23 protein-coding genes and 1 other annotated feature (1 of these 24 running past the window's edge) are annotated in these 19,800 nt (G+C 41.6%); of the genes, 16 read left to right on the top strand and 7 right to left on the bottom strand.

Going from position 1 to position 19,800, the window contains the following annotated elements; translation table 11 throughout:
* Positions 1–111 (bottom strand) — a binding site (T-box leader); it reaches 101 nt to the left of the window's first position.
* A gap of 167 nt (positions 112–278) precedes the next feature.
* Together MHI46_RS10945 and MHI46_RS10940 are read left to right on the top strand one after the other, a co-directional pair.
* Positions 279–1,229: an MBL fold metallo-hydrolase gene (locus MHI46_RS10945; protein WP_260774049.1), complete on the top strand. Its 951-nt coding sequence runs from the start codon at positions 279–281 to the stop codon at positions 1,227–1,229.
* A 12-nt stretch (positions 1,230–1,241) separates the two neighbouring features.
* On the top strand, positions 1,242–2,018 hold the full coding sequence (locus tag MHI46_RS10940) for an SDR family oxidoreductase (protein WP_260774047.1): 777 nt from the start codon (positions 1,242–1,244) through the stop codon (positions 2,016–2,018).
* 61 nt (positions 2,019–2,079) lie between these two features.
* Here MHI46_RS10940 and MHI46_RS10935 read toward each other — a convergent pair whose 3' ends face one another.
* Positions 2,080–3,408: a CoA-disulfide reductase gene (locus MHI46_RS10935; protein ID WP_260774045.1), complete on the bottom strand. Its 1,329-nt coding sequence runs from the start codon at positions 3,406–3,408 to the stop codon at positions 2,080–2,082.
* A 188-nt stretch (positions 3,409–3,596) separates the two neighbouring features.
* Between MHI46_RS10935 and coaA the strand changes: the two genes are divergently transcribed.
* Positions 3,597–4,556, top strand: coding sequence for a type I pantothenate kinase (gene coaA, locus MHI46_RS10930; RefSeq protein WP_039179731.1), 960 nt, complete (start codon positions 3,597–3,599; stop codon positions 4,554–4,556).
* A 33-nt stretch (positions 4,557–4,589) separates the two neighbouring features.
* Here coaA and MHI46_RS10925 read toward each other — a convergent pair whose 3' ends face one another.
* From MHI46_RS10925 to MHI46_RS10910, 4 genes are all read right to left on the bottom strand, one after another.
* Complete coding sequence (locus MHI46_RS10925; protein WP_039179728.1) at positions 4,590–5,825, bottom strand: MFS transporter; 1,236 nt, start codon at positions 5,823–5,825, stop codon at positions 4,590–4,592.
* Positions 5,826–6,024: 199 nt separating this feature from the next.
* Positions 6,025–6,369 (bottom strand): YolD-like family protein, encoded by a 345-nt coding sequence (locus tag MHI46_RS10920; protein WP_047202242.1) that lies wholly within the window; start codon positions 6,367–6,369, stop codon positions 6,025–6,027.
* Positions 6,370–6,384: 15 nt separating this feature from the next.
* Positions 6,385–7,617 carry a DNA polymerase IV gene (locus MHI46_RS10915; protein ID WP_342503252.1) on the bottom strand — a complete coding sequence of 411 codons (1,233 nt, stop codon included), beginning with the start codon at positions 7,615–7,617 and terminating at the stop codon, positions 6,385–6,387.
* Between the two features lie 152 nt (positions 7,618–7,769).
* Complete coding sequence (locus MHI46_RS10910; protein ID WP_047202240.1) at positions 7,770–8,219, bottom strand: YfmQ family protein; 450 nt, start codon at positions 8,217–8,219, stop codon at positions 7,770–7,772.
* 272 nt (positions 8,220–8,491) lie between these two features.
* Between MHI46_RS10910 and MHI46_RS10905 the strand changes: the two genes are divergently transcribed.
* The 5 genes from MHI46_RS10905 to MHI46_RS10885 all read left to right on the top strand — a co-directional run bounded on the left by MHI46_RS10905 (position 8,492) and on the right by MHI46_RS10885 (position 12,165).
* Positions 8,492–8,971, top strand: coding sequence for a GNAT family N-acetyltransferase (locus tag MHI46_RS10905; RefSeq protein ID WP_024428048.1), 480 nt, complete (start codon positions 8,492–8,494; stop codon positions 8,969–8,971).
* Positions 8,968–9,942, top strand: a complete 975-nt coding sequence (locus MHI46_RS10900) for a GNAT family N-acetyltransferase (protein ID WP_106025034.1) — start codon at positions 8,968–8,970, stop codon at positions 9,940–9,942. Before MHI46_RS10905 ends, MHI46_RS10900 begins: the two co-directional genes overlap by 4 nt.
* A 79-nt stretch (positions 9,943–10,021) precedes the next feature.
* Positions 10,022–10,348 carry an iron-sulfur cluster biosynthesis family protein gene (locus MHI46_RS10895; protein WP_047202238.1) on the top strand — a complete coding sequence of 109 codons (327 nt, stop codon included), beginning with the start codon at positions 10,022–10,024 and terminating at the stop codon, positions 10,346–10,348.
* Between the two features lie 12 nt (positions 10,349–10,360).
* Positions 10,361–10,600, top strand: a complete 240-nt coding sequence (locus MHI46_RS10890) for a YqkC family protein (RefSeq protein ID WP_024422884.1) — start codon at positions 10,361–10,363, stop codon at positions 10,598–10,600.
* Between the two features lie 302 nt (positions 10,601–10,902).
* A complete protein-coding gene (locus tag MHI46_RS10885; protein ID WP_024428051.1) occupies positions 10,903–12,165 on the top strand; it encodes a tetratricopeptide repeat protein in 1,263 nt (420 codons plus the stop codon).
* A gap of 26 nt (positions 12,166–12,191) precedes the next feature.
* On the opposite strand, the gene MHI46_RS10880 is transcribed toward MHI46_RS10885, so the two are convergent.
* A complete protein-coding gene (locus tag MHI46_RS10880; RefSeq protein ID WP_106025035.1) occupies positions 12,192–13,118 on the bottom strand; it encodes an alpha/beta hydrolase in 927 nt (308 codons plus the stop codon).
* Between the two features lie 123 nt (positions 13,119–13,241).
* On the opposite strand from MHI46_RS10880, the gene MHI46_RS10875 reads away from it, so the two are divergent.
* Together MHI46_RS10875 and MHI46_RS10870 are read left to right on the top strand one after the other, a co-directional pair.
* Positions 13,242–13,466, top strand: coding sequence for a YqkE family protein (locus MHI46_RS10875; RefSeq protein WP_047202235.1), 225 nt, complete (start codon positions 13,242–13,244; stop codon positions 13,464–13,466).
* A 184-nt stretch (positions 13,467–13,650) separates the two neighbouring features.
* Positions 13,651–14,055, top strand: a complete 405-nt coding sequence (locus MHI46_RS10870; RefSeq protein ID WP_228280234.1) for an LCI fold-containing protein — start codon at positions 13,651–13,653, stop codon at positions 14,053–14,055.
* A 112-nt stretch (positions 14,056–14,167) separates the two neighbouring features.
* Here the strand turns inward: MHI46_RS10870 and MHI46_RS10865 are convergent, their stop codons facing one another.
* Positions 14,168–15,088 carry an aldo/keto reductase gene (locus tag MHI46_RS10865; protein ID WP_039183182.1) on the bottom strand — a complete coding sequence of 307 codons (921 nt, stop codon included), beginning with the start codon at positions 15,086–15,088 and terminating at the stop codon, positions 14,168–14,170.
* Between the two features lie 168 nt (positions 15,089–15,256).
* Here MHI46_RS10865 and MHI46_RS10860 point away from each other — a divergent pair, with 168 nt between their 5' ends.
* From MHI46_RS10860 to spoIIM, 6 genes are all read left to right on the top strand, one after another.
* Positions 15,257–15,814, top strand: coding sequence for an NUDIX hydrolase (locus MHI46_RS10860; RefSeq protein WP_039179704.1), 558 nt, complete (start codon positions 15,257–15,259; stop codon positions 15,812–15,814).
* Positions 15,811–16,992 (top strand): TIGR00375 family protein, encoded by a 1,182-nt coding sequence (locus MHI46_RS10855; RefSeq protein ID WP_039179701.1) that lies wholly within the window; start codon positions 15,811–15,813, stop codon positions 16,990–16,992. The genes MHI46_RS10860 and MHI46_RS10855 overlap by 4 nt, the downstream gene beginning before the upstream one ends.
* Positions 16,979–17,431 carry a GNAT family N-acetyltransferase gene (locus MHI46_RS10850; protein WP_064497561.1) on the top strand — a complete coding sequence of 151 codons (453 nt, stop codon included), beginning with the start codon at positions 16,979–16,981 and terminating at the stop codon, positions 17,429–17,431. The genes MHI46_RS10855 and MHI46_RS10850 overlap by 14 nt, the downstream gene beginning before the upstream one ends.
* Before the next feature lie 68 nt (positions 17,432–17,499).
* Positions 17,500–17,721, top strand: a complete 222-nt coding sequence (locus MHI46_RS10845) for a hypothetical protein (protein WP_039179694.1) — start codon at positions 17,500–17,502, stop codon at positions 17,719–17,721.
* A gap of 111 nt (positions 17,722–17,832) precedes the next feature.
* Complete coding sequence (locus tag MHI46_RS10840) at positions 17,833–18,963, top strand: S8 family peptidase (protein ID WP_081258392.1); 1,131 nt, start codon at positions 17,833–17,835, stop codon at positions 18,961–18,963.
* A 116-nt stretch (positions 18,964–19,079) separates the two neighbouring features.
* The gene (spoIIM, locus tag MHI46_RS10835) at positions 19,080–19,724 is read left to right on the top strand and encodes a stage II sporulation protein M (protein WP_039179689.1); all 645 of its coding nucleotides are present in this window, start codon (positions 19,080–19,082) and stop codon (positions 19,722–19,724) included.
* The last annotated feature ends 76 nt before the right edge of the window (positions 19,725–19,800 follow it).

Raw genomic sequence — 19,800 nt, 5'->3', positions numbered from 1 at the left:
ACAGCTCAAAGGGCAGGTTCAGCAAATAAGAGGATGGTGAAGTCTTACAGCCGGCGGACCTCACTCTCTTGCATCATTATTTTGCTTACTAATCCTTGTCATCGCGCATCATATATTTGTTGTTCATTATGCAACGATGGACAAGTTTATGTCAATAGGGGCAGTTAAAAAAATTGCCCATCTAAACCGCATGACAGTCTGCCTTTTGCAAGATACAATGAAGTAAGAAGACTGAGTCCCACAATCATGAGTCAAAAAGCAGGAGATGACATATAAAAGTGAAAGAAGACATCATTCAATTATCCATCCCGACGCCGTTTGCCGTTGGGGATGTCCATGCATATGTATTAAAAGGAGAGGCCGTAACCTTAGTAGATTGCGGGCCGATGACAGAAGAGGCAGAGTATGCCTTTGTCACCCAACTAAAGGAACATCGTTTATCGATAGACGATATTGATCAAGTGGTGCTGACCCATCATCATGCAGATCATGTCGGTCTATTGAATTTGATGAAACCTCATGTCCGTGTGATCGGGCACCAGCTAAATGAGCCGTATATTAGTCAGGATCCAGTGTTTAAGCAGCGCCAAGTGGACTTTATGGTTCCTTTTTTTCAGCAGTTAGGTGTGCCGCTTCGACAAAATGAGTGTGAAAAAATGGTGAAGCAATCTTATACATATTCTTGTACTTCACATGTGGATGAGGTCATAAAAGAAGGTGATCGTTTAAGCGGGCATGAACACTTCTTTGTAATGGAAACACCCGGACACGCACAGTCTCACCTTTCCTTTCTAGACGAAAGAACGGGGAATTTTATTGGCGGCGACCTGCTTTTGACGACCATTTCCTCAAATCCGTTAATGGAAGCACCGGATGAAGGTGAGGAACGTCAAAAATCACTGCTTCAATATAAAACATCACTCAATCGGTTATTGCGTCTGCCAATCAAGACGATTTATCCAGGACACGGTCAGCTCATCACGGCTCACCATGAATTGATCGAAGAAAGATTTAAGAAACAAGAAAAACGGGCAAACACAATGTATCAGCTGCTCAAACAAAAAGAAATGACGGCCTTTCATCTTTGCCGTAAGCTATTTCCAGTGCTATATGAAGAGGCCTTATTTTTAACGATGTCAGAGACAGTCGGTCAGCTTGATGTGCTCTTAGCGGCTGGGCAAATTGAAGAAGTAGAAAAAGACGGAATCGTCTATTACAGGGCAAACTAAGGAGTGAAACGTATGGGGCGATTGACAGGAAAAAGAATTTGGATTACAGGCGCATCTGGGGGCATTGGTGAAAAAATGGCGTACTTGGCAGCAGAAGAAGGCGCAGAAATCATTATTTCAGCAAGACGAACAGAAAAGCTTACAGATGTGAAAGAAAAAATTATGAGCGCTGGCGGGGTGTGTCACATCGCCCAGCTTGATGTCAGCCAGCTCGATGACATTGATCGCGCGTATGAAGAAGTGGGGCCGGTCGATATTTTGGTCAACAATGCCGGCTTTGGTGTATTCGATCTCGTCGAAGATGCGTCCATCGAAGAAATGGTGTCGATGTTTGAGGTCAATGTGTTTGGCTTAATCGCTTGCACGAAAAAGGTCATCCCTGAGATGAAGCAAAGAGGGCAGGGACATATTATCAATATCGCATCCCAGGCAGGAAAGGTTGCGACGCCCAAATCAGCCATTTATTCCGCATCAAAGCATGCCGTTCTTGGATTTTCAAACAGCCTTAGAATGGAGCTGGCAGACTCAGGCATTCACGTAACAACAGTCAATCCAGGACCGATTGCAACAGATTTCTTTACCATCGCTGACCGCAGCGGTGAATATGTGAAGAACGTTGACTTTATGATGCTGAGTGCGGACAAGGTGGCAGGCAAAGTCGTATCTGCCATGATGACGAAAAAGAGAGAGATTAATCTGCCCGGGTGGATGAACGCTGGCAGCAAATTGTATCAGATATTCCCATTTTTATTTGAAAAAGCAGCACGCAAAGCGTTGATGAAAAAGTAACAAAAAAGAAACCGGTTTTGAACTGGTTTCTTTTTTTGATCAGGCTTCATTGCGCCACTTTCTATATCCGTCTTGCCGCTTGCTGAAGCGGGTCCCATACACTGTTAAAGGGCGGTGCATAGCTAATATCTAAATCTTCAAGATCTGTTATGGTCAGCTCTTGGTAAAGGGCAGCCGCCACGATATCGATCCGTTTATCTACACCGTTTCTGCCGATGATTTGGGCACCAAGCAAGGTATGGTCATCGCTTCTGTAGATTAGTTTCACTTTCATTTTCTGCGCTTCTGGGTAATACTTCGCGTGATCTGTACTATCAATGGTGATCACGGAGAAAGGAATGTCCGCTGCTTTTGCTTCTTTTTCTGATAAGCCTGTTCTTCCCGCTGTCACGTCCATAAATTTCATGATGGCTGTTCCAGTCACGCCTTGAAACGCCCGGTTTGTTCCTGTCATATGAAAGCCTGCGATTCTCCCTTGTTTATTCGCAGTTGTGCCAAGCGGAATATAATCCAGTGATTTTTTGATGCGGTGATAGGTCGCCGCGCAATCACCAGCAGCATAAATGTCTTTTATATTGGTTTGCATGTATTGATTTACTGCAATAGCGCCATTTTGAAGACGCTTGATACCGGTATGATGTAAAAAGGAGGTTTGCGGAGTGACACCGATGGCCATGATGACCATATCTGTTTGAATGGTTTGTTTGTCTGTGATAACAGCTGTGACATGTGACTTGCCTTCTAATTGCTGCACTGTTTCTCCAAGCGATACGTGAATGCCCTTGGCGTCAGCCTCTTCTTTAAGGTATTTTGCCATATCGGAGTCAAAGCCTGGGCCGAGTGCTGCTCCCCGCTGAATGATATGTACGTTTTTTCCGAGCGCTTTTAAATTTTCAGCCATTTCAAGGCCGATATATCCACCGCCAATGATGGTGACATGTGTGATGTCCTTTTTTAAATGGTTCAAAATGGACATCGCATGCGGGATGGTTTTTAATACGTGTACGCCTTCTAATGGCTGAGTGTCTAAATCCAGTGTGACAGGGCTTGCTCCTGTTGCAATTAAAAGACGGTCATAGCTTTCTGTAAAAGGTTCTTTTGTTTTTGTATGATGACCCGACACTGTTTTTTGCTCTGGGTCAATGGAGGTCACTTCGTGTAAGGATCTGGCGTCAATTCCATATTTCTCACGAAAAGTTTCAGCACTGCGTGCGATCAGCTTTCTGTGATGATCAATGAGACCGCCGATCAAGTAGGGGAGTCCACACTGTCCATATGAGAAAATCTCTCCTTTCTCAAAAGCAACAATGTGTGCATTTGGATCCTCTCTATATATTTGCATCGCGCAGCTCATTCCAGCTGCATCTCCGCCAATCATCACATATTTCATTTGGTGTGCTCCCTTCTATCTATCGTACTGAATACTCTTATTTACCCTCATATTCCTTTTTTTAATGCTTTTTTTCGCAAAACAAGCAAACTTTCGCTGAAAAATAAAGACAGCGCCTTCATTTTAAGCTACAATCGGATTATCGTCTTTTTGGGTTACGAGTTTAGTGAAGATTGGTGGGAAAGACTTTGAGTGACACGCGACTAGATTTTAATACGCTATACACGCGCCATACGAGAGAGGCCTGGGCCGCTCTTGGAGAATATATGCCGGTATCTGTTTCAGAAGAGGAAGCGAGAGCGCTGCAAGGATTAAATGACTATTTATCGCTTGAAGAAGTTCGAGATATTTACATACCGCTTATTCGTTTTCTGACATTACATGTCTTTGCAGAAAAACAAAAAAACCAGCATGTGAATGCCTTTTTAAACTACCCGCATCATGCCAAAATTCCCTTTTTAATTGGGATTGCTGGAAGTGTAGCTGTCGGGAAAAGCACAACGGCTCGTATCATTGAAACTCTTTTATCGAGGCTTGGAGATGGGCTGAAGGTAAGTCTTGTGACAACAGATGGCTTTTTATATCCTCAAAAAGAATTAAAGGATCGAGGGCTGATGGAAAAGAAGGGATTTCCAGAAAGCTACGATGTCAAAGCTCTGCTGTCTTTTTTAAATGAATTAAAATCAGGTAAACAAACTGTGCATGCCCCGGTATATTCGCATCTGACCTATGATCGGCTTGAAGGGGTGTATGAAACAGTAGAGGATGCAGATATTGTCATTATTGAAGGAATCAATGTGCTCCAATCACCAGCGCTGGATGATCTGAAGGATGAACCGCGTGTGTTTGTATCAGATTTCTTTGATTTTTCGATTTATGTAGACGCCGCTGAAACGCAAATTCAATTATGGTATAAAGAACGGTTTCGTTTGCTAAGAGAAACAGCCTTCCAAGACCCTGAATCCTTCTTTCATCAATATAAAGATTTGACGGATGAAGAGGCAGATCAGATGGCAAGCACGATTTGGAATACCGTGAATCGGCCTAATTTATATCAAAATATTTTGCCGACAAAATATCGAGCTGATCTCATTTTGAAAAAAGGTGATCAGCACAAGGTGGAAGAGATCGCCATCCGCCGGGTATAAAGAAAAAACCGCTCAAACGAGAGAGCGGTTTTTTTAATGATCTCCACTTACTTTAACAGCTACGGCCGCCGCCGATCGCTTTTTTAAACGGTAATATCCTATGAGTAAGAATGGAACGCCTGCAATGGTGATCATCGATAAGACCGTAAAAATGGAGAGGGGATGGGCTGCGCCAAAATAGTCAATGCACAGTCCGCCGACAAATGGTCCGATGACGCTGCCGAGCTGAGAAAATCCCATCGCACCAAAGTAAGATCCCTTCACTTCAGGCTTTGCAATATTGTCTACAAAAAGATCCATCATCGCAAACAGCAGAACCTCGCCAATCGTAAACACGACAATGATGAAAGCAAGCATGCCGAGACTCTGTGAAAAAGCAATGGCAAACAAACTGCCGGCAAGAAGAATATTCCCAGTGGTCAGCGACAAAATGGTGGAGTAGCGCTTCGCAATCATGATGAGCGGGTATTGTACGACAATGACAACCACTGCATTTAAAGACAAAAGATATCCAAACAGTTTAGGACCATCCTCAATCATAGGTGACGCTGATAAGTATTGAGGCAGTGTTGAGCTTAAATGCGAATACCCGAACGAACATAAGGTAACGCCGATGAGGATGATGCTAAAGACCGTATCTTTTTGAATAATGGAAAGGGCTTTTTTGACGCTGATTTGTTTTGTGCTTTCTGGAGCAGCAACTGGATGTTTCTGAAATTGCCAGGCCAGTGTTAATCCGTATAACAAATAAATAAAGGCAGCGACAAGAAATGGAAACGTTGTTTTCGATGACCCGAGATATAAGCCAAGCAGCGGGCCGAAGATTACACCAATATTAATGGCCGTATACCGTAAATTAAAAACAAATAACCGAATACTTGATGGGGTGACATCAGATAAGAGTGCCTTAGACGTCGGTTCAAACAGTGCCCGGCACAGTCCATTTAAAGCATTCATGAGGAAGAAGACCCAAATGGCATCTGCAAACGCAAAGCCAACAAAGACAAATGACCAGCCGAAGATGGATAGAAGCATGACTTTTTTTCTGCCGATTCGGTCAGAAACATAGCCGCCGTAAAAACTCGCAACGATTCCAATAAGGGAGCTGACGGCAATGATTAACCCAGCTGAAGAAGCTGAAGCCCCTTTGACTTGTGTCAAATAAACGGCCAAAAAAGGAATGCTCATGGACGTCGCCATTCGGCCGAATATGGTGCCGATGATGATCGTCCAACTAAGTGGATGTAAAGTACGTAAATTATTTTTCATGCTGTTTCTCCCCTGAGTGTTAAGATGTTCCAATCATACATGAAAAATTGTGCAAATTAAATACACAATTTGATGGAGGAGACATCCGCCATATGACAGAGGAGCTCCGAATAGCCCGCAAATTTGGAGAGCATGTTTTTTCTGCCGATGCTTCTATGTCTTTTAGATCTGCCGATTCGTACGATCACTTAAAGACCATTTAATCAAGATCAATCGCGGCAATTTGCTGCAAGGACAGGTGGAGAACATCTTCATCATTGACGATTTTTATGCGCTGCGTTTCATAATGAATGGCTTTCACCCAGCCCCAAAACTGCTGTTTCATACCTGCTGCAGCATATGTCACGCAAATCGCTTGATCCTCTGTAATCGACTGTGTGATCAAAAAATTCATTTCCTCTAGCTGATCAGTGCTCAGCGGAGGAGGCGTGTATTCTTTTTTCTTCCGTTTTTGAGCAAGCAGCTGTTCGCGGTGCTCTGGGAGCATCATTCGGCTTGATTCCCACATGATGTTGTATCCAGGTGTTAATTTATTGGGATTCATGGATGTTCGCCTCCGTTATTTGTAATGTCCACCAATTTTTTCGGCGCGGTGATACGCCTGCCCTGCGCTTGTTAGTGACGAAGCGTGCAAGAGTGCAGCAGGTCCATACTTCATATGGATGGCATCAAATACTTTGCTGAGTCTGTCTTTTTTTAAATGGTGATCAAATAAACTCAGCTGATATTGGCTGTCAGGCTGCAGCTGCGAGAGAGTAATACCTACACTGCGAATGGGCTGGCCGTCCCAGTGCTGCTGGCATAGCTGAATGGCTGCGTCTGCAATATCTGTCCCGTACTGTGTGGGTGAATGGAGCTTGATTTGTCTATGAAATCCAGTCGGATGAGAAAAATCAGCGCCTCTTACGCCAACAGACACCGTTTGCCCAACATAATGCTTGAAGCGCGCACGTCTTGCCACTTCTTCACTCAATTCAAGAATGGCGACTTTGATGTCCTCAAAGGACGCATAATCATGGGGAAGGGTCATATGATGCCCAACCGCTTTTTGCTGATCATGTGTGTGAAGAGTGACCGGGGAAGGGTCGTGTCCTAAAGCAGTTCGCTGCAGAAGCTCCCCGTTGATTCCCCAGCGCTTTTTTAGCCGGTCTAACGGATAAGTAGCAAGTGTCCCAATGGTACTGATGCCCATTCGTCTTAAATGGTGCTCCATTCGTTTACCGACGCCAAATAGTTTTCCAACCGGAAGCGGCCATAAATCAGCCGCCACCCGGTCTGCACGAAGCTCATAGATGCCAGATGTGTTTTTTTTAGCAAAATGGTCACAGGCCATTTTAGCGAGCACTTTATTAGGACCAATGCCAACACGTGCGTAAATGCCTGTTTGGTTCATAATGGTCGTTTGTATATTTTGGGCGATCTCGCGGGGTGAACCGAGTAGTGTCACACTCCCCGTAATATCGAGAAACTGTTCATCAATTGAATAGGGTTCGACAAGATCTGTGTATTGTTCAAGCAGTTCTGTCATCATGACAGAAACATCAAGGTAGCGCTGCATACGTGGACGTACGACGACGGCTTCAGGGCATTTCTCCTGTGCTTCCCATAATCTTGATGCATTTTGTACGCCCCGTTTTTTAGCGAGCGGGCAGGCCGCAAGTACGACCCCGCTCCGCCGCTCAGGATCTCCTGAGACGATGAGCGGCACATCCTTCAAATGGGGAGCCTCCACTTTTTCGACCGACGCATAAAATGACTGCATATCCACAAGCAGAATGGCTCGTTCATTCATCATTTTCACCTCTTAGAACGTATGTTCTGTATATATTTTAACCGCCAGAAGGTGAAATTGATACTGGTAAATCATTCAAAGAGAAGAGTGTAAATCCATACAAAAAAGACGAAGTGTCTCCACTTCGTCTCATCTGTGTAAAATGAGCCATTTTAAGCATGTGCCAAGTTATTGGATGCTTGGAGCGGCTCAGAACGCAAACGATAGGCCGTTAGCTTTTTCTTAGGCTTATGAGTAAACTGCCGCACCACATCCACGTGGTCATCGTAATGATACAGATAAAGGGTCACATCATGCTTGCCAAGCTTTGTTTGCATGGTAAGCGGCGCTGGTCCTTCCTGCGGATGAAGAAAACGTTCTTCGTCACCAGGATAAATATAATAGCGTTCAATAAAGATCGCATCATTAAAATGTTGAATAATTTCAGATGTTTGCTGATCATCGAGTGGACGTCCTTGAAACGTCATCGTTGTTTGATCACTTGTTACTTTTGCATGCACCGCATAACGACTAAAAAGGCGTTCAACAACACCAGAAGGCAGCGAAGTGACAAGCAGCTTTAAAAGACTAAACACAACAAGTGAAGTAACAATCCAAACCAATATCATCATCTCCAATAAACTTTTGTTCCATTTCTTATATGAACAATTTTAACATAACAAAAGAATGGATCTTTCGCATAAAAAGTGAACTTTTTGAAATAAGTGTGAAGATTTAAAAGGAGATGACCGCGAAAAGACGAAGAACCAACAAAGCTGAAGGAAAAAAGGCTGATACATCACCTTTACAAACAATTGATCAGACAGGTAGACTATTGAAACAGTTGATTTTTTGTGAAACGGTACAGCTAAAAATGAAAAGGGGCGAGGCCATCATGATACGTCAAGTGAAGCCGTCAGATTTTTATGCGGTCACATCCGTCATTCAAAGCTGGTGGGGAGGCAGAGATTTGCGCGCAAAATTGCCAAAGCTATTTTTCGAACATTTTCAGCAAACAAGTTTTGTCGTTGTTGAAAAAGGTGAACTGATCGGCTTTTTAGTCGGTTTTTTATCGCAATCGCATTCAGATGAAGCGTATATTCACTTTGTGGGGGTACATCCAGACCACCGAAAATTGAAGATTGGCAAAATTCTCTATCAAGCGTTTTATGAAGCGGCTGAAAAGGAAGGAAGAACAACGATTAAGGCCATCACAGCTCCTGTCAATAAAGTCTCAATTGCTTACCATACAAAGCTCGGTTTTCAGATAGAAAAGGGAGATAAAACGGTCGATGGCATTTCAGTTTTTTCAGATTACGACGGCATTCATGAAGACAGGGTGCTGTTTGTGAAAAAGCTGGAGGCGAAAGCATGATCATTAGACTGAATCAAAAAAATAAAGAACAAGCAAAAGAGCTGTTACATATCCAATTGGCTGCATATCAGCGGGAGGCAGAGCAAATTGGCTATCAAGATTTACCGCCCTTAAAAGAAACGGTTAAAGACATAATAGAAACAAATGAGATTTTCATAGGATTTGAAAAAGAGGGGCATTTGTTAGGGATCGCTTCATATGAACTGCATGACGATCGGATCATCCTCAGCCGGTTAGCTGTGCATCCACATCATGTCAATCAAGGAATCGGGACAGAGCTCCTGCAATCCATCATCCAGCATCAAAAAACAATTGAGCTCACAACAGCGGAAGCAAATATACCAGCAATCAAGCTTTATGAAAAACTAGGGTTTAAACAGAAGGATCGTTTGCAGGTGGAAAACAATCTGATGTTAACAAAGATGGAACGTTTGATGCTTCGAAAAGTGGAAGTGATTGAATACCAAGCGAGCTGGCCAAAACAATTTCAAGATGAGCATGACAAGCTGAAAAAGATAGTTGGCGACAACTGGATATATGGCCACCATATTGGCAGTACGTCAGTCATAGGAATGGCGGCTAAGCCAATTATTGATATATTGCTAGAGGTGAAGCATATCAGTCGCTTAGATGAATGTAACCACCTGTTTCGTCAGCTTGGATATGAACCGCTCGGAGAAAATGGACTCAAGGGAAGACGTTTTTTTAGAAAAGGCGGCTTGAATCGAACACATCACGTTCACGCCTATGAAGCTGGACATGATGATGTAAAAAGGCATTTGGTGTTCCGAGATTATTTAAAGGCTGCACCTGATCGTGCCAAAGCCTATGCCGATAAAAAGCGTCAATTGGCAAAAGCATATCCTGAAGATATGGCAAGTTATATGAAAGGAAAAGATGGGCTCATTAAAGAAATTGAACAAGAGGCGTACAATTGGTCAGAGCAGTTAAAGAAAAATGATCAGACATAAGAGCTGGCAGGACGTGAACATGTTTAATTAATGACTGATATGTTACAATGTAACAATCAACGAAAAAAGGATGTTCGGCATGTATATTCATATAACAGAACCAGCAGCAGCGTTCCTTACAAAACAACAAGCAGCGCATGAAACAAAAGAACTGCTCCTTCGATATGATTCAGATGGGTGCGGCTGTGCGGTAAGCGGTGTCCCAATGATTTGGCTCACAGGTGAAAGAACAGGCGAATGGGAAGAGCTCAAGCATAATCAGCTCTTTAAGCTGTACATACACACAGCACAAAAGGTCTTTTTTGACGAGGAAATGACGATTGATTTTAATGAAAAAGCCAACACACTCATGTTGAAAAGTCCTCAACAAATACTCAGCCCGAGAATGGGTATACTTGTAAAGTAAGGTGGAAATGTAGTGGATCAAAAGCTAAAAGTGATACAAAATACGGCACAAAATAAAACATGGGTGTCGTTTTTAAATAACAATCATCCCTATAGCCTTTTGCACTGGTCAATAGGTGGAATGGATTCGGTGAAAAAGGACGTTTGGCTTCTTCAAGATGAAGTCACATTTGAAACGGAAGAATTTCCAACGCTCGAATTAGCTGTTAATTGGATCAAAGAGAATATGGACCAAGTAACAGATGTATTATAAAAGCCCTTTTTCGAAAGGGTTTTTTTCGTGCGTTCATCATCTCATCAAACGGCACGGTTGTCTAATCTGAAAAATGATCTTTTGAAGCAAAAAAAGCAGTTTTTCAACAAACAATTCGACAAAATGAGCAAGCTGGAAATAGAAAAAATAATGGCTGTAAATGCCGAAAAATAGGCATTTGCAGCGTTTATTGCGGGATACCGAAAACTTTGCGAAAAATGACATTTCATATTTCTTCCATTCGAGGAAATGTGATAGAATACAACATGTATCGTATATGAGAAGGGAGGTGCTAAAGTGAATTGAAGCTCAAGCTGTCATCGCCTCAGGTTGGAATCAAAATAAACGAATGGTATAGGCAGATTTGCGGATTTCATGTGATGAAAGCAGAGAAGCTGAAGGCGGAGATCGAGCAGGAAATCCTCGAAATGGAGCAGGATCAAAACTTGTTATTGTTTTACCAGCTGATGGATTTTCGCCACAAGGTAATGCTTGAATATTTTGAACCGGCAAAGAAAGCCTCGAATGATGAAGAGATTAAGAATTTGCTAGAAACGATCGAACATTCACAAACGAAATTAACGGATATGCTTGAATACTATGTTCATTTTTTCACAGGAATGTTTGAATTTGAACAGAGAAACTACTTAAGTGCCATTGCTTATTACCGCTCAGCAGAAAAAAAGCTCAATCTCATATCAGATGATATAGAAAGAGCAGAATTTTACTTTAAATTAGCAGAAATTTACTACCACATGAAACAAACCCACTTTTCGATGCACTATGCCTTGCAAGCGTTAGATACGTATTCTGCCTACAGAACGTACACGCTGAGAATCATCCACTGTGAATTTGTCATTGGTGCAAACTATGATGATTTGAAATGCTATGAACATGCATTGCCCTACTTTAAAAATGCTCTAAAGCGAGCACGCTCAATTGGAAACCCTCGAGTCATAGGTTCGGCCCTTTTCAACTTAGGTAACTGTTATTATCAAATGAACGATCTTGCGGAAGCAAGCCGTTATCTGAAAGACTCTATTGAAGTGTTTGAAAAGGAGAATTTAACCCATCTTAATCGCTCTCTAGACCCACTATTTATGCTGACACAAATCCTGTTTAAACAAAAACAAATAGAAGAGTCGTTAACCCTCTATCAACAAGGTATTATGAAGGCCTGTGAATTAGAAGATGAAATTTACATCTGCAAATTTCAGTTCTTAAAAGCATTGTACGTTGATGCAGACATAACAATCATAGACGATACATTAGACCTGCTCGAGGACAAGCGCTTATACCCAGATATTGAGGAATTGGCACTTGATGCGGCTCATTATTACAATGAGCTTGGACTGTTTGAAGTATCTACCCGGTTTTACGAAAGGAAAATTCAAGCCATATCAAAAATTCAAAATGGGGGTCATTTATATGAAAACGAGTTTGATAGTTCTTTTATTGGCAGCAACTGCAGGATTATCGGTCATGAGTCAGCAGCAATCGGAAGAGAGCCATATGGAGCTTGCGGGCAGACACCATACAACAGTGGTGACTATCGCATAAGTTAGCTCAAAAAGAGGGGACGAACTGCTGTTCATTCTCCTCTTTTATTTTCATTCAATTCAAATCTTTGAAGAAATGCTTGAATTTCTTGCTCATAAGCTTCCTTATTTTCGCTAAAAGACATTGCATGCGCACCATGTGGCGCAATAAACAACTGTTTGTCACCCTTTTTTCGTGCATATAACTGCTGACTTTGCTCACAGGGGATATAGTCGTCATGGCGGCTATGAATAAAAAGTACAGGTTCTTTCACATGATCGATCACATCAAGAGGGGAAACTTGCCGGATGCGGTATCCGTCCCGCCATTTTAACACTTGATCACTTAGTGGAAGAATCCATTGCCCTGAAAGGCGAAAATCTGTTTTTAATCGATACAGAAGCTGGTCCTCAAAAGAAGCAAAAGGGCAGTCTGCTATGTAAAAATTGGCGGTTGCTTCCGGCTTCGCAGCATATAACAAGGTCGTGACTGCACCCATTGATTCTCCGTGTATCCCAATGATGGCACTTTCTCCGAGTTTTTGTCTGAGCCACTTTACGATCTTTGCTAGATCTTCTTTTTCATAATATCCATAACTCGTGGTTTTCCCGCCGCTCATCCCGTGTCTTCTATGATCATAAAGCAGTACATTCCATCCGAGCTTTTGGAATAATTTCATATACTTAACGGAATTAATCAAACTGACTGTCACACCGTGGCAAAGTACGATTGTGCGTGTTGTATGAGGATGCGGCACAAAATAGCCATGTAGATTATAACCAAATGCTGAAGGAATACACACTTTCTCTTTCTTAAGCTGTTGAAATTCCTCGTGATGATAATGGCCTCCATCTGATTCTCGTTTGATGAGCTCTTCATCCGTTAATTTTCGAATATACATCATTTTATTGGTGAAAAAAATGCCGATGACAGCGAGTGGACATAATATGAAGGCAAATATAGCAATCCATTTCTTCATCTAGCCGATTCTTCCTTTCCGGAGTTTTTTCTATGACGATCATACCACATGTTGGTAGATTGGCGTTCCTCTTGCTCAGAAAATAAAACGGATGATACACTAAGTCAAAAGGAGAGAGGCACAATGAAAAAGACCAATCAGGATCAAGCGAAATTAAAGGACGGCATAAAGGACGATGTCAAACAGCAGCTTCTTCAAATGAAACAGAACCTCGCCGTCGAAACAGAAAAAAGAGAAGAACAAAAACGACAAGACCTCCTTCGGCAGCAGAAAGAAAAAGAAAAAAACAAAAGCTTTTCAGAGTTGCTAGATGAAAGCCATTTAGACTGGAGAAAGTATAAAAGCTAAAAAAAGGGAGCAATGATGCTTTCTTTTTTTATGTCATCATCCTTGAGATAGATCCACAGAGTCCATAAAGAGAAAAGCATTTTTGCCTCCTTCACATCACTTCATTTTAGAATCGTGACAGTATGTTTTTTACAGTCAAACGAAACGAAATCCCATAACTTATGTTTGAAACAGAAGTAAAAAGGTGAGTATTGATTTATTTAAATTCCTTTTTATTGAAAATATGGTCATTGAGACCCTTTTGGTGGAGGATCGTTCTTCTTATAATGAATATGTGTTACAAAATTTGGTAATGGAGATGATTCACGTGAAATTGAGAAAAACAATGGCTGGAGTCGCTTTATCTTTAGGATTGCTTTTACCTGTTTCTGGACAAACTCTTGCAACAAATGAGTTAACGAATGCGGATGTGAGTACAAAGGCTACGTCAATTGTAGGTTGCGCTGATGCTTCTTTTGAAGTAAAACCTAATAGAATATGTATGCATTCAAATAATGGCGTTTTTGCAAATAGTTTCAACCAATTAGGTATTACATATTATTTTAAAGGCAAATCTGGAAATTATGCATATTACGAAAGTGCAAGATAAGACAACGGGGCTTTTAGCCCCTCCTTATTTTATATAGAGAAAACATAAAAAATGTAGAAAAACATGAGTTTTTCTACATTCTGACGAGATCAAATGATGTGATTTTTTCTTATTAGGATCGGTGCGCTTCATACACAAACGGTTTTGTATAGTAAGTTACTGCTTTGACTTCTTGGTCACTTAAAGAACGTGCATTTGCTGCTGCTATGTTTTCTTTTAACTGATCCACCGAGCTCGCGCCAAATACAACGGAACTGACCGCAGAATGTTTCAGTATATACTGAATGGACAGTTCAGTGAGTGATAGGTCATAAGCGACTTTCTTTAAAGAAGGAATGATCTGCTGAAGCTCTTCAAATGAATATTGAAGATAGCCGTTTTTTTGAATCGCTGCACTTGCTTGAGAAAGTGGTTTTTCAGTTAATAATCCTTTCGCTAAAGGACCTCTTGCGACGACGCTAATGCTTTGTTCTTCAAGAAGAGAGAACCATTCTTCCGGGCGGCGGTCGAGTAAGCTATATTGCATCATCACGCTTACGATATTGGACTTTTTGGCATATTCTTTAATGACATTTGGGCGGATAGATGAAATGCCATAATAGCGAATAACGCCTTCCTCTACTAATTCTTCAAAAGCCTCAATCGTTTCATCAATGGGGTCATCAATCGTGCCTCCATGCAATTGATATAAATCAATATAATCTGTTTGAAGCCGCTTGAGGCTTTGTTTTACTGCTTCCTTTATGTACGCCTTTGAAGGGTCCCAGTCCCAGCCTGGTTTGCCTTTTTCAAAGCGGTTGCCGCCTTTTGTCGCCAAAATCAAATCTTGCCGTCTATTTTTGATGGCTTCCCCAACAATTTCCTCATTTGTCCCAAAATCATATAAATCGGCTGTATCCAAATAGTTAATTCCGAGATCAATGGCCTCATCTAATAAAGAGAGCGCTTTTTCTTTATCAGTCCCAAGAGACATGCATCCTAGTGCCGCCTCGCTCACTAAAAGATCTGAGGTGCCAATACGTCTTTTTTTCAATTCCATCACACTCCTATCCTTTCACATTAAGTGAAAAAAATCAGGAATTCAAGCTAGGTGATTTCAAATGGCGCATTGAAGCAAGCGTTTCGCTTTTCGCTTCTCTTAAATCATCTATGTTAAAATAAATGAAGTAAAAAGTGAAAGTAGAACGAGGAGCTGACAAAATTGAAGGACTTTGAAGAAAAAACATTATCGTCGAAAGAATTATACAACGGAAAAATCATTGATTTGGTACTTGAAGATGTAGAATTGCCTAACGGAAAACAAGGCAAACGCGAAATCATTAAACATCCTGGTGCAGTAGCTGTCATTGCACGTACAGACGAAAATAAAATCATCTTGGTCAAACAATACCGTAAAGCATTAGAGAGAGCCATCGTTGAAATTCCGGCTGGAAAACTAGAAAAAGGGGAAGAGCCGGCACATACAGCATTAAGAGAATTAGAAGAAGAAACAGGATATACAACTCAGCAGCTTCAAAAGCTGACGGCCTTTTATACATCACCTGGTTTTGCAGATGAAATTGTTCACATTTATCTAGCAGATCAGCTAGTTCCGCTTGAAGAAAAAAGAGAGCTGGATGAAGATGAATTTGTCGAAGTAATGGAAGTTTCATTAGAAGAAGCCTTGCACCTCATTGAAGATCAGCATATTTACGATGCAAAAACAGCCTATGCCATTCAATACTTACAACTGCAAGAGGTACTTGAGTCAACAAAATGAAGGAATTTTTTGCAGACATCCATATTCATATTGGCAGAACAAGAACAGGCAGAGCTGTCAAAATTACAGGTGCAAGGTCATTGACAATTGACCAAATTCTCATTGAAGCAGCAGAAAGTAAAGGGATGGGGATGATTGGTGTGATAGATGCACAATCTCCAGAAGTCTTAGAAGAGTTAATAGAGGGTGTAGAGGAAGGCCGGTACACGGAACTAAATGACGGCGGTCTATCATTTGGACCGACAGTGCTGCTTTTAGGCAGTGAATTAGAGATCAATGATGACCATTCAAAAGGTCCGATTCATGTGCTGGCATTTATGCCCACACTACACAAAATGTCTGAGTTCTCCGCATGGCTTTCGCTTCATATGAAAAATGTCCATTTGAGCTCACAGCGCCTCTATGTTGATGGGAAAACACTTCAGCACAAAGTAAAAGAGCTAGGAGGATTGTTTATTCCTGCTCATATTTTTACGCCGCATAAAAGTCTATACGGCAAAGGGGTCAGCACTTCTTTAACGGAAGTATTTGATCCTGACCTTATTGATGCTGTTGAGCTTGGTCTTAGCTGTGATACGTCAATGGCGTCCCAGCTGAGTGAGCTGAACCGGTATCCCTTTTTAACGAATTCAGATGCCCATTCTTTAGGGAAAATCGCGCGAGAATATACAAAAATCAAAATGGATCATGCCTCTTTTGCCGAATTCAAGCTAGCCCTTGAAGAAAAAGATGGCAGAGCTGTCACAGGAAATTATGGACTTGCTCCGCGGCTTGGGAAGTATTATCATACGACCTGCGAGAAATGCGGGGTAAGACCTCACGCATCAGATCAGGAAGAGTGCCACGAATGCGGACATACCCGGATGACAAAAGGAGTAAGTGAGCGTTTAAAAGAGCTTGCTGACCAAGAAAGTGAAAAAAGAATGAGACCTCCTTATGTTCATCAGCTCCCGCTTCAGTTTATTCCGGGTGTTGGACCTAAAACGCTGGAGAAGCTAAAAGCCGTGTTTCACACAGAGATGAATATTCTGCATCAAGCAACAGAACAAGAACTAAAAGCCGTTTTGCCAGAAAAGACAGCGGGCTACATCATCAAAGCAAGAAAGGGCGAAGTCGGACTAATCGCTGGTGGAGGCGGAGTGTACGGTAAGGTGGATATCAATCATGAGTCACATTAAATGGACATGTCAAACGTTTGAACAATTGTCAAAAGAGGATCTTTACTTGATTCTTATGGAAAGAGTTAACGTGTTTGTTGTAGAACAAACATGTCCTTACCCTGAAATTGATCACAGGGATCAAGAAGCAATTCATCTCATCGCAAAAGAGAATGGTACCATTGTGGCTTATTGCCGAATTTTTCAAAACGGGATCGTGTACAAAGAGGCGTCCATCGGCCGTGTTCTTGTGACGCAGGCCGGCCGGAAAAAAGGGTATGGAAAGATGCTGCTCATCAAGGCTTTGGAAAAGCTTAATGAACTAGGTGAAACAAGTGTCAAAATACAGGCGCAAGCCTACCTGAAGTCATTTTACGAATCATTTGGTTTCAAGGTCGTCTCAGATGTTTATGATGAAGATGGGATTCCGCATCTTGATATGATAAAAACAGAAAGATAGACGTATTTACGTCTATCTTTTTTATGTAACATCGTGTATCATAACGTCAACGAAAGGGGTTTTGCCAAATGGGAAAAAGCAAAGCAAAGAAAAAACGAGAGCATATCCAAAGGCAGCACAGCCGAAATCCAGAACTGTCGAGAGGAAACATGCCGCATTTTAGCACACACGAAAGGAAGACAAAAACAAAACAAGAAGTCTTGCAGCACATGATGAAAAAACATAAAGGACGAAATGCTTATGATCACTATCAAGAGGATCATAAGCATTTTTATTTTGCTTTTTTGTGACAACTAGATCAAATAAATGGAAAAATTTTAAAAAATAGGACAAACGGTCGTTTCTTTTTGTCTAAAAATGTAGTTAAATGACAAAAAGAAACGAAAGGGAGAGTGAGTATCGTGAACGTCAAGTCATTTGGAGCAGGGCTTTGTATGGCAAGTGTGCTTGTGGCATCGGTCATGTTTGGCGCGTCAGATATTTCTGCAAAGGAGCAAGCAAAAAAAGAGTACATGATCGGCTTTTCTTCTTCCGTTCAAGACAAAATACAAAAACAGCTTGTAGAAGAAGCTGGCGGGCATGTGAAAGAATCCATAGAGCAAATAGATATGATGAAAGTGTCGTTGAATGAGACATCGAAAAAGAAACTGAATGAAGCAAAAGAAGTAACTTTCATTGAGGAAGACCAAAAAGCAAAAACAAGCAGTCAAACTGTTCCATATGGCATCAAAAGCATCAAAGCACAAAAGGTACATAAACAAGGATACGCTGGACAGAATGTCAAAGTAGCAGTTCTTGACAGCGGGATCGACGGCAAACATGAGGATTTACATGTCACCGGCGGGGTGAGCTTTGTACCGACAGAGTCCGATCCGCTTGTAGATCCGCATAAACATGGCACGCATGTGGCAGGGACAATTGCCGCTTTAGATAATAAGGTAGGTGTCGTTGGTGTTGCGCCAAAAGCCTCTATCTATGCTGTTAAGGTGGCAGATGAAAATGGTGACGGCTACTATAGCTGGATCATAAAAGGGATTGAATGGGCCATTGAGAATGACATGGATGTCATCAATATTAGTATGGGGGGAGCAAGTGAATCTGAGGCGCTGAAAGAAGCGGTAGATCGAGCGTATGAAAAAGGGATTCTCATTGTGGCTTCTGCAGGGAATGAAGGAAGTTATGGATCTCTCAATACGATTGACTATCCGGCTAAATACAGCTCCGTGATGGCTGTTGCCTCTGTTGACCAAAAAAAGCAAAGAGCTTTTGATTCATCTGTTGGCGAAGAACTGGAAGTCTCAGCACCAGGCGTTTCAACGCTGAGCACCATTCCTCATAACGAATATGGCTACATGAGCGGAACGTCAATGGCATCACCGCATGTAACGGGCGCTGCGGCTGTCATTCTATCAAAACATCCGAATCTGACAAACGATGAAGTGCGTGAGAGACTGTCAAAAACGGCGACAAAACTTGGAGAACCTTTTTATTACGGTGCCGGGCTTGTGAACGTACAAAAAGCCGCACGATAAATGAAAAAGAGAAAGCAGTGAGCAGGCTGCTTTCTCTTTTTTCTTTCAATAAAACTGTCATGTTTCGTAATCTCTCTCATAGAATCTAGTAACCTTACGATTTGGGAGGAAGACACATGCGGAAAAAGTCTTGGAAGGAGCATCTTCTTCAGCACGTAAAAGATCATCTCTCGATTTATTTATTTGTCTCTGTACTCTTTTTAATGGGTGTGATCTTCGGTGCCATCATTGTCAATAGCATGACATTTAGCCAGAAAGAGGATTTATTCTATTATTTAAATCAATTTTTTGGTCAGCTGACGAATGAGAAAGCAGCAGAATCAAAAGAAATGTTTTTACAAAGCTTCCTGCATCATATGAAATATTTAGGCCTTATGTGGATACTGGGAATATCCATCATTGGTCTGCCGCTCATCTTTCTCATGATCTTTTTAAAAGGAATTGTTGTTGGATTTACTGTTGGTTTTCTCGTGAATCAAATGGGGCTGAGTGGATTTTTTCTCTCGTTTGTATCGGTGCTTCCGCAAAACATTCTGCTTATTCCAGCCTATTTAGTGATTGGCACCTGTGCGATTGCGTTTTCCATCCGTCTCATTGGACAGCTCTTCATGAAAAAAACCATCAGTCAAGCACCCGTCCAGTGGTTTGGCCGGTATGCATCGGTTCTGCTGATGATTTTAGCGCTTGCTGCACTTTCATCTTTTTTTGAATCGTACATATCATTCATGCTCATGAAAAAGCTGGCAGGCATTCTTTTATAATTGTTATTAATTAATAATCAATTTATTTATCAATTTAAAATGATTATAGTTGGCTCTCAGCACATCATTTGATATA

This window comes from Bacillus sp. FSL K6-1000 (assembly GCF_038630785.1).
Lineage (GTDB): Bacteria > Bacillota > Bacilli > Bacillales > Bacillaceae > Bacillus > Bacillus safensis.
The sequence above is the reverse complement of the archived record's forward strand: the minus strand, read 5'-3'. Positions and strand labels throughout refer to the sequence as shown.